The following is an 11840-nucleotide window of genomic DNA, read 5'->3' on the forward strand; positions in this document are numbered from 1 at the left end:
GGCGCGTCCGGTCATTCCTGCGGCGCGCCCGGCGCCAGGGCCGCCGCCTGCGCCAGCCAGCGCGCGACCGTCTGCAGTTCTTCCTGGGTGAAGCCGTCGGCCAGGCGTGCGTTGAGCTCCACCAGCACTTCGCCGGCGCGCGCGCTGGCGCCGAGACCCTGCCCGGTCATGCGCAGCCGGGTCAGGCGCGCGTCGCCGGCATCGGCCACCCGCTCCACCAGCCCGGCCGCCTGCATGCGCTTGGACAGGTTGGTGACTGCCGCCGGCGCCACCCCCAGCTCCTGGGCGATCTCGCCGATCGCCGCCTCGCCGCGCGAGCGCAGCACGAACAGCAGGCCGACCTGGGCCGCGCTGATGCCGTCCCAGGCGCCGGGACGCGCCTCGATCCAGCGCTGGAGCGAGCGCTGCGCACGATTGAGCAGCTGGGCGAAGCGGGGTTTAGCCCCCCGCATGGCGCGCCACCTCCGCCTGCTGCGCGTGGACGTGCAGCCAGTTGGCCACCTGCTTCCACAGCACCGGCTCGCAGCGCCGCCGGAAAAAGCCCATGTGCCCTAGCGCCGGCACGCCCGCCGCGCGCGGATCGATGTTGCGCCGTTCGATCCGCGCCCCGGCCAGGTGTGACACCAGCATGTCGACCGCCTGCGGGTTGGCCCACGGATCGTCGTCGAAGCCCAGCACCAGCAGCGGGATCGTCACGCGCGCCATGCGCCGCGCGGCGTCCACCTTGGGGTCGTCGAAGAAGTAGCGCGGCAGTGCGGTCCAGCTGGCCCACTGCAGCATGACGCCGCGCGGCAGGTCTTCGCCCAGCCCGAATCGGCGTCCCGGCATGTAGCCGAACAGCGCGCACAGCACCGGCGCCAGCACCCGCAGCATGAAACGCACCCGCAGCCGCTCGCCAAACCCGCGCACGGTGCGGCTCGCGCCCGCATGCGACGCCACCAGCACGGCCGCGCGCAGGCGGGCGGTCTCCGGCGACAGGCCGATCGCATGGCCGCCCACGCTATGCCCCAGCGCCAGCAGCGGCAGGCCGGGAAAGCGTGCCTCGGCCCAGCGGGTGGCGATCGCCACGTCCTTGTCCATCCAGTCCGACATCGTGACGCGCATGCCGCGCAGGCTGTGCGGGCGCGAGCGGCCGATGCCGCGGTAGTCGTAGGTAACGACGTTGAATCCCTGCCCGGCCATCCAGGCGGCGAAGGGTTCGTAATAGGTTTGCGTGACGGCGGTGGCCGGGTGCAGCACGACCGTGGCGGCGGCGCCGGGGACGGACCAGCAGGTCGCTTCAATGGGGATGCGGCCGGCGGGGATGGAGAGATGTTCGGGGTTCATATGCATACATCGTTAACGTGTTAACGACTTTAGCATTGGGGGGACAGCCGCGCAATCGGCCAAAGGAAGCAAGAGGGTGAGTGAGGCGGCGCTCGCTTTCATCGTTAACCGATGAACGTCATTCCCTCCAAGTTTGCGTGAGGGTCCGCTGCGCGCAAACGTGGCTTGCGCAAAACTCAGGCTCCCGCCTTCGCGGGAGCGACGGTCTTACTGCTACGTAAATGATCGGAGGAGCCTACGGAATCAAGCGCATCGACCTCAACTGCCCAAACAAATCGACAAACGACTCATCCGTCGCCTGGTAAGCCGTAAACCCCAGCTTGCGGCTGCGCGCCATGTCCGTCATGACCTCGATCGGCCGTCCCAGGTCAAGGTCCGTATGCCATGGCGAGGCCAGGCGATCGAGGTCGGGCTCCACCAGGCCGTGGCGAAGTGCGATGTCGCGCCACAGGGCGTGGTCGTTCGCCATCGCCGCCTCCAGCGGCTGCACCGCGCCGTTGAAGCCGGCCGCTTCCACCCCGAACCAGTCGGCCAGCCTCCCCCACAGCCAGCTCCAGCGGAACAGGTCGCCGTTCACAATATTGAATGCTTCGTTGCGCGCGGCGTCCGTATCGGCCGCCCACACCAGCTGCCTGGCCAGCATACGCGCATCGGTGACGTCGGACAGGCCGCTCCACTGGGCGCTTGAGCCTGGAAACTGGAATGGACGCCCGGTTTCCTTGCAGATGCTTGCGTACACCGCCAGGGTAGTGCCGAGGTTCATGGCGTTGCCGACGGCCAGGCCGATGACCGTATGCGGACGGTGGATGGTCCAGGTGAAGCGGTCGCGCTCCGCGGCCGCATAGACTTCGTCTTCCTGCGCGTAGTAGAAGTTTTCCACCGGCAGGCGCGGCTGGCTCTCGCGCAGCGGGGTGTCGGGCAGCGTGCCGGCTGCGGCATAGGCCTCGAAAGGGCCGAGATAGTGTTTGAGGCCGGTGACCAGCGCCACATGGCGCAGGGACTTGCGGCGCGATAGCGCCGCCAGCAGGTTGCGCACCATGGCCGCGTTGACGCGGATGTTTTCGGCCTCGGTGGCCTGGCGCATCCAGGTGGTGATGAAGACGTGGGTCGGCGCCACATCCGCCAGCGCCGCGGCCAGGCCGGCCTCGTCGAGCAGGTCGGCCGCCACCGGGATCACGCCGTCGATGCTATTGCCCGGCCGGCGCGCCAGCCCGTACACGGTCCAGCCCTCGGCCACCAGGGCCCGCGCCGTATGGTTGCCGCCGATGCCGCTCACGCCTACTACCAGTGCTGTCCTTGCCATTGCCGCCTCCCATTCCAATCGAAGGAAGACCATAGCATGGCCAGGGCAAGCGCGTGGTTCAGGACCTCAGAGGAAGCGGTCGAGGATCTTGCGGCTGTGCTTATCGATGTGGAACATATCGCGGACCAGGAAGTTGATGCCGTGGTTGTCCGCCACCAGCAGCGAGGCCTCGCCGACGCGGCGGATGTCCTCGTCGACCTTGAGCACGAACTCGGTGTCGCCGCGGTCGGTCTTCACGTACCAGGTGCAGGGCGTGGCAAAGCTCGACACATCCTTGATGTGCAGGATCTCGGGGATGAACTCGCGCCCTTCGATCTCTTCCTGCACCAGGCTGCGCACCTGTTCCGGCATCTCGGCCAGGTCGTCGATCCAGGCCACTTCCTTGCCGCCCTCGCGCACCAGCGAGATGCCGCGCGTGGGCGCCTGGATCGGGAAGGCGCGCACCGGGATGACGCCCACGTGTTCTTCGCCTTCGGCAGTGGTGAGCACCAGCTTGCCGAAGCTGTCGCGGCGCAAAGTAAAAGTCGTCATCAATCGTCCTTGTCGTCGTCCGGGTCCTGGTCCACGTTGCGCGCCTGTGCTTCGTAGAGGCGGTGATAGGCGCCTTCGCGCGCCATCAGCTCGTCGTGGTTGCCTTCTTCCACCACCACGCCGCGGTCCAGCACCACCAGGCGGTCGGCCCGGTGCAGGGTGGACAGGCGGTGGGCGATGGCGATCGTGGTGCGGCCCTTGACCAGGTTGTCGAGCGCCTTCTGGATTTCTTTCTCGGTTTCCGAGTCCACCGAGGATGTCGCTTCATCGAGGATCAGGATCGGCGGGTCGATCAGCAGCGCGCGCGCGATCGAGATGCGCTGGCGCTCGCCCCCCGACAGGCCCTGGCCGCGCTCGCCCACCATCGAGTCGTAGCCCTGCGGCAGGCGCAGGATGAACTCGTGAGCGTGCGCCGCGCGGGCCGAGGCGATGATCTCTTCGCGGCTCGCGCCCGGCTTGCCATAGGCGATGTTCTCGGCGATGGTCCCGAAGAACAGGAAGGGCTCCTGCAGCACCAGGCCGATGTTGCGGCGGTAGTCGGCCACCGCGAAGCTGCGGATATCGACGCCATCGAGCAAAATCGCGCCTTCGGCCACGTCGTAGAAGCGGCAGATCAGGTTGACCAGCGTGCTCTTGCCCGAGCCCGAATGGCCCACCAGGCCGACCATCTCGCCGGCCTTGATGTTGAGCGAGATGCCGCGGTTGACGGCGCGGTTACCGTAGCGGAAACCGACTTCGCGCAGCTCGATATTGCCCGACACCTTGGCCACCTTCACTGGATTGACCGGGTCCGGCACGCTCGAGACGTGGTCGAGGATGTCGAAGATGCGCTTGGCCGCCGATGCCGATTTTTGCGTCACCGAGACGATGCGGCTCATCGAATCGAGCTTGACGTAGAAGCGGCCGCTGTAGGCGATGAAGGCCGACAGCGTGCCCACCGTGATGTCGCCCTGCGACACTTGCCAGATGCCGAAGCACCAGATGACCAGCAGGCCCAGCTCCGTCAGCAGCGAGACGGTCGGCGAGAACAGCGACCAGACCTTGTTCAACTTGTCGTTGACGTGCAGGTTGTGTTTATTCGCTTCGCGGAAGCGGGCGGCTTCGCGCTTTTCCTGGGCGAAGGCCTTGACCACGCGGATGCCGGGAATCGTATCGGCCAGCACGTTGGTGACTTCGCCCCAGACCCGGTCGATCTTCTCGAAGCCGGTGCGCAGGCGGTCGCGCACCACGTGGATCATCCAGGCGATGAAGGGCAGCGGCACCAGGGTGACCAGCGCCAGCCACGGGTTCATGCTGAACAGGATCACGCCCGTCATGATGATCAGGAGGACGTCCGACAGAAAGTCGAGCAGGTGCAGCGACAGGAAGACACTGATGCGATCCGAGCCGCTGCCGATGCGCGACATCAGGTCGCCGGTGCGTTTGCCGCCGAAAAATTCGAGCGAGAGGCGCAGCAGGTGTTCATAGGTGGTCGAGCGCAGGTCGGCGCTGATGCGCTCGGAGGCCAGCGCCAGCACGTAGGTCTTGCCCCAGCCCAGCGCCCAGGCCAGCATCGAGGCGCCGAACAGTCCTCCCATATATAAATAGACGAGCGAGACGTCGATCGACTGGCCGTTCTGGTATGGGATCAGGACGTTGTCCATCAGCGGCTTGGTGAGGTAGGGCGGGATCATGTGCGCCGCCGTCGACCCGAGCATCAGCAGGAAACCGACCAGCAACTGGCCCTTGTACGGCCTGGCGAAGCGCCACAGGCGGAACAGGGTCCAGGTGGACGGCGGGGTGTGCAGCACCTTGGCGCACACGGCGCATTCGGCGTCGTCGGCTTCCAGCGGCGCCTTGCAACTCGGGCAGGTGTGCTGGTCGGGCGCCGCGACCGGCACCCCGGTGGCCTGCGCACGGGCCTGGTCGTTGAAGTGGTCGACCACGCGGGTGGCGTGCAGGTTCTGGGCCAGGGTGAAGCGCCAGGCGGCCAGCAGGCCGTGCTGGTCGACCAGTTCCAGGTGGCCGACGCCGGCGTGGTCATGGTGCAGCAGCGTGAGGCCGGGGCGGTAGGACCAGTCGCGCCAGTTGCTCTCGCCCGGGGCCTTGGCCAGCAGGCGGCGGTTGGTCACGGCCACCAGGCCCTTGTTGAAACGTAATTTCACATCGAGGTCAACCTCGACGCTGGTCAAAACGTTTTCCCCTGGTGCAAGCTGTTTCGCAACGTCATTTTGCCAATGTTCGGGCAAGGCGCCGGCGCTGACCGCCAGGGACGACGGAATAGCAAGTTGTTGAGTTGTCATGTATTGCGCCCGAATTCCAGGCATTGGTTCTGGTGGGGAGTGCAAGATTGCCGGCTCGGCAAGTGCAGGACTGCCGGGATACCCGTTTGCGTGAAACGCTCCACAAACGGATACAACGTTCTTGCGTATCTTTTGGATGACAGGAAAGGGCAGCAAAGATCAGCCAACTGGCAGAAAACGTTTCGGCACGGTAAGCTTCGGGCCGGCAAGTATACATGATGTGCGCTGCGGAACCCCGGCTTTGGGTACCGTAGCGACAGGCAGGCAACCAAAGGTAACGCCGGCGGCGCGAGGAAGCCCGCAGTCGGCAAAGACATTTTTTCATGACCAAGAAGAACGACATCAAGTTCCTCCGCGTGACCCATCTGCGCGGCCCGAACATCTGGACCTACCGGCCTGTGATCGAAGCCTGGCTCGACATCGGCGAACTGGAAGAATGCCCCTCCAACACCCTGCCCGGCTTCACCGACCGGCTGGTCGCCTGGCTCCCGGGCCTGGCCGTGCACCGCTGCGGCGTCGGCCACGAAGGCGGCTTCCTCGAACGCCTGCGTGGCGGCACCTGGGCCGGCCACATCCTCGAGCACATCGTGCTGGAGCTGCAAAACCTGGCCGGCATGAAGACCGGTTTCGGCAAGACCCGCTCTACTGGCGAACACGGCGTCTACAAGATGGCCTTCCGCACCCGCGACGAAGTCGTGGGCCGCGCCGCCCTCGAAGCCGGCCACGCCCTGATCATGGCCGCCATCAACGACACCCCCTTCGACATGCCCGCCACGGTGCAGCGCCTCACCGACCTTGTGGACCGCTACTGCCTGGGGCCGTCGACCGCGCACATCGTCGATGCCGCCACCGACCGCCGCATCCCGTCGATCCGCCTCACCGAGGGCAACCTGGTGCAGCTGGGCCACGGCGCCGCGCAGCGCCGCATCTGGACCGCCGAGACCGACCGCACCAGCGCGATCGGCGAAGGCATCGCCAGCGACAAGGACCTGACCAAGACCCTGCTGGCCTCCTGCGGCGTGCCGGTGCCGGAAGGCGCCCTGGTGCGCAGCGCCGAGCAAGCGTGGGAAGAAGCGCAGGACATCGGCCTGCCGGTGGTGGTCAAGCCGGTCGACGGCAACCATGGCCGCGGCGTGACGCTGAACCTCATGACCGAGGCCGAAGTGCGCACCGCCTACGCGATCGCCTCGGAAGCCGGCGACAGCAGCGCGGTGCTGGTCGAGCGCTTCATTCCAGGGAACGAACACCGCCTGCTGGTGGTGGGCCGCCAGGTGGTGGCCGCCGCGCGCGGCGAATCGCTGTGGGTGACGGGCGACGGCGAATCGAACGTCATCGCTTTGTGCGACAGCCAGATCAACACCGATCCGCGCCGCGGCGAGAGCGAAGAGCACCCGCTTGGCCGCGTCACCCCGCACGACGACGAGATCGTGCTGGACCTGAAGCGCCAGGGCCTCACGCCCGAATCGGTGCCCCAGGCCGGCCAGAAAGTGCTGATCCAGGTGAACGGCAATGTGGCCGACGACGTCACCGACCTGATGCACCCCGAGGTGGCGCACATGGCGGCCCTGGCCGCGCGCATCGTCGGCCTCGACATCGCCGGCATCGACCTGGTCACCGACGACATCAGCAAACCGCTGGCGCAGCAGCGCGGCGCCATCATCGAAGTCAATTCCAGTCCCGGCCTGCTGGCCCACATCAAGCCGGCCAGCGGCACGCCGCGCAACGTCGGCAAGGCGATCGTCGACCATTTGTTCGCGCAGGACGAGAGCGGCCGCATCCCGGTGGTGGGCGTCACCGGCACCCTCGGCACCAGCCTGATCGCGCGCCTGGTCGGCTGCCTGGTGCACATCACCGGCAAGCACGTCGGCGTGGCTAATGGCGAAGGCCTGTACCTGGACGCGCGCCAGGTCACCAGCCGCGACGCCACGGGCTTCGACGCCGGCCAGCGTCTCCTGATCAACCGCACCGTGGAAACCGCCGTGTTCGAGTCGAACGCGCGCTCGATCCTGTCCGAGGGCCTGCCCTACGACCGCTGCACCGTGGGCATCGTCACCGACATGGAAGGCCTGGCCGGCCTGGCCGAATTCCACGTGCGCGACCAGGACGCGCTGGAAACCGTCATCCGCAGCCAGGTCGACGTGATCCTGCCGGAAGGCACCGCCGTGCTGAACGCCGCTAACGACGCGGTGGCGGCGCTGGCCGAACTGTGCGACGGCCGCGTGATCTTCTACGCGCTGGACGAAAACAACGGCGTCGTGGCGAACCACCGCGCCGAAGGCGAACGCGTGGTCTTCGTGCGCGACAACCACATCGTGCTGGCCGAGGGCTTCGACGAAGAACACGTGCTGCTCGACCTGTCGAAGATCCCGCCCGCCACCGTGAAACATCCGGACAGCGTGCTGGCGGCAGTGGCCGCGGCATGGGCGCTGGGCGTGCCGGCAGACCTGATCTGCGGCGGCCTGCGCGCCTTCGACGCCACCCCGAAGAAGTCGGCTCATTAATAAGAACGGCCCGGCCTTGCGCTCGGGCCAAGGCGCCACCCACCTGGCGCCCCGAAAGGATTGACGGTTTATGGAAGTATCTCGCGTACGGGCCCTGCGTGGTCCCAACCTCTGGAGCCATCACACGTCCGTGGAGGCGATCGTCGCCTGCACGCCCGAGGAAGAATCGATCGGCGCCCTGCCCGGCTTCGAGGCGCGCCTGCGCGCGCGCTTCCCGCAAGTGGGCCACCTGCAGCCGATGGGCCATGACGACCGCATCCCGATGGCCCAGGTGCTCGAGCGCGCCGCGCTGGCGCTGCAGGCCGAAGCCGGCTGCCCGGTCACCTTCAGCCGCAGCACCGCGACGCTGGAAGCCGGCGTCTATCAGGTGGTGGTCGAATACAGCGAAGAAGACGTGGGCCGCCTGGCCATGGAGCTGGCGCAGGAACTGTGCAATGCCGCCCGCAACGATACCGCCTTCGACCTGGCCGGCGCCCTGGCGCGCCTGCGCGAGGTCGACGAAGACGTGCGCCTGGGCCCTTCCACCGGGTCGATCGTGCAGGCTGCCGTTGCCCGCAACATCCCGTTCCGCCGCCTCACCGAAGGCAGCCTGGTGATGTTCGGCTGGGGCAGCCGCCAGCGCCGCATCCAGGCCGCCGAGATCGACGCCACCGGCGCCATCGCCGAGACCATCGCGCAGGACAAGGAACTCACTAAAAAGCTGCTGGACGCGGCCGGCGTGCCGGTGCCGATGGGCCGCAGCGTGAGCGACCCGGAAGACGCCTGGCTTGCGGCCCAGGAGATCGGCCTGCCGGTCGTGATCAAGCCGAAGGACGGCAACCAGGGCAAGGGCGTGACGGTCAACGTCACCACCAGGGAAGAACTGGTCGCGGGCTTTCACACCGCCAGCGAATTCCGCGACGACATCCTGGTCGAGCGCTACCTGCCGGGCTACGACTACCGCCTGCTGGTGATCGGCGACAAGCTGGTGGCCGCCGCACGGCGCGACCCGCCGTTCGTGGTGGGCGACGGCGTGCTGTCGGTGCGCGAGCTGGTGGAACAGGTCAACCGCGACCCGCGCCGCGGCGAAGGCCATTCGACCTCGCTGACCAAGATCCGCTTCGACGACATCGCCCTGGCCACGCTGGCCGCGCGCGGCCTGGATGCCGACTCGGTCCCGGCCCCGGGCCAGCGCGTCGTGCTGCGCAATAACGCCAACCTGTCCACCGGCGGCACCGCCACCGACGTGACCGACGACGTCCACCCTGAGGTTGCGGCGCGCTGCATCGCGGCCGCCCACATGGTGGGCCTGGACATCTGCGGCGTCGACCTGGTGTGCGACAGCGTGCTCAAACCCATCGAAGAACAGAACGGCGGCATCGTCGAAGTCAATGCCGCGCCAGGCCTGCGCATGCACCTGTCGCCTTCGTTCGGCAAGAGCCGCCCGATCGGCGAGGCGATCGTTTCGACCCTGTTCGCCGACGGCGACGACGGCCGCATTCCCGTGGTGGCCGTCACCGGCACCAACGGCAAGACCACCACCGTGCGCCTGATCGCCCACCTGCTCACCGCCTCGGGCCTGCGCACCGGCATGACCAACACCGACGGCGTCTACATCGAAGGCCGCCGCATCGACAGCGGCGACTGCAGCGGCCCGCGCAGCGCGCGCAACGTGCTGCTGCATCCGGACGTCGACGCCGCCGTGTTCGAAACCGCGCGCGGCGGCCTGCTGCGCGAAGGCCTGGCCTTCGATCGCTGCCAGGTCGCGGTGGTGACCAATATCGGCGCCGGCGACCACCTCGGCCTGAACTACATCACCACGCTGGAAGACCTCGCGGTGTTAAAACGCGTGATCGTGCAGAACGTGGCCGACAACGGCATGGCCGTGCTCAACGCCGCCGACCCGGTGGTGGCGGCCATGGCCGAGAACACCCGCGGCGACGTCACCTTCTTCGCGCTCGACGCGAACAACCCGATCATGGCGATGCACCGCGCCCAGGGCCGCCGCGTGGTGTTCGTCGATGACGGCGAACTGGTCGCCGCCCAGGGCAAGGTCGAGCACCGCGTGCCGCTCGCCGAGGTGCCGATCACCCGTGGCGGCGCCATCGGCTTCCAGGTCGAGAACGTCATGGCGTCGGTCGCCGCCGCCTGGGCAGCGAATATTTCGTGGGATGCGATTCGCCTCGGCCTGAAGACCTTTGTCGGCGAGAGCGACAACGCGCCCGGCCGCTTCAACGTGTTCGACTACCGCGGCGCCACCGTGATCGCCGACTACGGCCACAACCCGGACGCGATCGCCGCACTGGCCAACGCCGTGGAAGCGATGCCGGCCAAGCGCCGCTCGGTCGTCATCAGCGGCGCGGGCGACCGCCGCGACCAGGACATCACCCAGCAAACCGAAATCCTCGGCAAGGCCTTCGACGAAGTGCTGCTCTACCAGGACCAGTGCCAGCGCGGCCGCGCCGACGGCGAAGTGCTCGCGCTGCTGCGCCGCGGCCTCGACGGCGCCACCCGCACCACCCACGTCGAGGAAATCAATGGCGAATTCGTCGCCATCGACCGCGCCCTCTCGCGCCTGGAGGCGGGCGACCTGTGCCTGATCCTGATCGACCAGGTGGACGAGGCGCTGGCCCACATCAAGCAGCGCGTCGCCGAAGGCTGATGGCGCCTGCCTCGCTTGCCCATGTGCCGGCGCTGCCGGCCATGGGGGTTATCACCTTGCTGCGGGCGCTGTTCAAGCGCCCGCAGCCGCATCCAGCCACGCTGCCGGAGCTCACGACCGACTACCGGCTCGACCAGCTCCCGATGGACGATATCGTCCGCTATCGCGCCGCGTTCGGTTTCACAGGCGAGCACGTCCCGCTGACCTGGTGGTACCTCCTGGCCCAGCGCGCGCACCTGGCGACGATGCTCGACCCCGCCTTCCCGTACCGGATCGCCGGCCTGGTCCACATGGACAACATCCTGGTGGCGCACAGCCGCATCGCGCCGCGCCAGCCGCTGCTGGTGCGCACCGTGCTGCGCCTGCTGCCGCCCTCCTCCAGCGGCGCCCTGCGCTGCGTGCTCGAGACCTCCGGCAGCGCCGATGGCGCGCCAATCTTTACTTGCACCAGCACCTACCTGGTCCGGCGCGGCACGCGCAGCGGCGCGAAACCGCCAGAAACCGAGTTCCTGCCCCATGGCACGACGGTGGCGCGATGGCAACTCGACGCAGCCTCGGGCCGCCGCTACGCACGCCTTTCCGGCGACTGGAATCCGATCCACTTGTATGCCTGGAGCGCCCGCCTGATGGGCATGGGCGCCCCCATCATCCACGGCATGCACACACTGGCATCGAGCTGCGCCGCCCTCGAAAACGCCAGCGGCCGCCACGCGACCCACATCGACTGCCGCTTCCGCGCCCCGGTGATGCTGGGCAGCCTCGTCACGCTGCGCACCGAGGACGGCGCTGGCGGATTCCTCGTGGAAGCCGGTGGCCAAGCTTCCATGACAGGCAACTGCACACTTCGGGGTCAGGTCTGACATTTGGACACGATCTCAACCGTACATTCCAGTTATTTCATACGTGGCTGCGCTGCCACAAGAATGCCATCGGAACCTTCACGTTTGCGTGGCCGGTGCATGAAAACTACAGCTGGGCTCGTGTCCAAATGTCAGACCTGACCCCGAAGTGCGAAGTGCAGCGCTGAACTATCCGAACGCGGTAAAATGACAAGTCCTGGCTTTGCCCCTGCGCTGCCGCACGACCATCGAAGAAATGAACGCTCCCAACGAGATCAACGCCGCCGCCCTGAAGAACAGCGCCGCGGAAAAAGTCACACCAATGATGCATCAGTGCCTTCCACTATGACGAAATCAGCATAAGCGTCAAAGCTACGCCAGAACCTACGCCAAGCGACACGTAAATTTTTCGCGATT

The 11840-nt window shown here is 67.3% G+C and carries 8 protein-coding genes; 3 read left to right on the plus strand and 5 right to left on the minus strand.

Annotated features, from left to right (window positions below):
- Positions 1–11: 11 nt before the first annotated feature.
- From BM031_RS12915 to BM031_RS12935, 5 genes are all read right to left on the minus strand, one after another.
- A complete protein-coding gene (locus tag BM031_RS12915; RefSeq protein WP_091874980.1) occupies positions 12–452 on the minus strand; it encodes a MarR family winged helix-turn-helix transcriptional regulator in 441 nt (146 codons plus the stop codon).
- Complete coding sequence (locus tag BM031_RS12920) at positions 439–1326, minus strand: alpha/beta hydrolase family protein (protein WP_091874981.1); 888 nt, start codon at positions 1324–1326, stop codon at positions 439–441. The genes BM031_RS12915 and BM031_RS12920 overlap by 14 nt, the downstream gene beginning before the upstream one ends.
- A 235-nt stretch (positions 1327–1561) precedes the next feature.
- On the minus strand, positions 1562–2629 hold the full coding sequence (locus BM031_RS12925; protein WP_091874982.1) for an SDR family oxidoreductase: 1068 nt from the start codon (positions 2627–2629) through the stop codon (positions 1562–1564).
- A 66-nt stretch (positions 2630–2695) separates the two neighbouring features.
- A complete protein-coding gene (locus BM031_RS12930; RefSeq protein ID WP_177207746.1) occupies positions 2696–3160 on the minus strand; it encodes a cyanophycin metabolism-associated DUF1854 family protein in 465 nt (154 codons plus the stop codon).
- Positions 3160–5442 carry a cyanophycin metabolism-associated ABC transporter gene (locus BM031_RS12935; RefSeq protein WP_091874984.1) on the minus strand — a complete coding sequence of 761 codons (2283 nt, stop codon included), beginning with the start codon at positions 5440–5442 and terminating at the stop codon, positions 3160–3162. Before BM031_RS12935 ends, BM031_RS12930 begins: the two co-directional genes overlap by 1 nt.
- A 323-nt stretch (positions 5443–5765) precedes the next feature.
- On the opposite strand from BM031_RS12935, the gene BM031_RS12940 reads away from it, so the two are divergent.
- The 3 genes from BM031_RS12940 (at position 5766) to BM031_RS12950 (ending at position 11444) form a co-directional block, all read left to right on the plus strand.
- Positions 5766–7943 (plus strand): cyanophycin synthetase, encoded by a 2178-nt coding sequence (locus tag BM031_RS12940; RefSeq protein WP_091874985.1) that lies wholly within the window; start codon positions 5766–5768, stop codon positions 7941–7943.
- A 70-nt stretch (positions 7944–8013) separates the two neighbouring features.
- On the plus strand, positions 8014–10584 hold the full coding sequence (cphA, locus tag BM031_RS12945) for a cyanophycin synthetase (protein WP_091874986.1): 2571 nt from the start codon (positions 8014–8016) through the stop codon (positions 10582–10584).
- The gene (locus BM031_RS12950; protein WP_091874987.1) at positions 10584–11444 is read left to right on the plus strand and encodes a MaoC family dehydratase; all 861 of its coding nucleotides are present in this window, start codon (positions 10584–10586) and stop codon (positions 11442–11444) included. The genes cphA and BM031_RS12950 overlap by 1 nt, the downstream gene beginning before the upstream one ends.
- Positions 11445–11840 lie beyond the last annotated feature (396 nt).

This window comes from Massilia yuzhufengensis (assembly GCF_900112225.1).
Lineage (GTDB): Bacteria > Pseudomonadota > Gammaproteobacteria > Burkholderiales > Burkholderiaceae_D > Telluria > Telluria yuzhufengensis.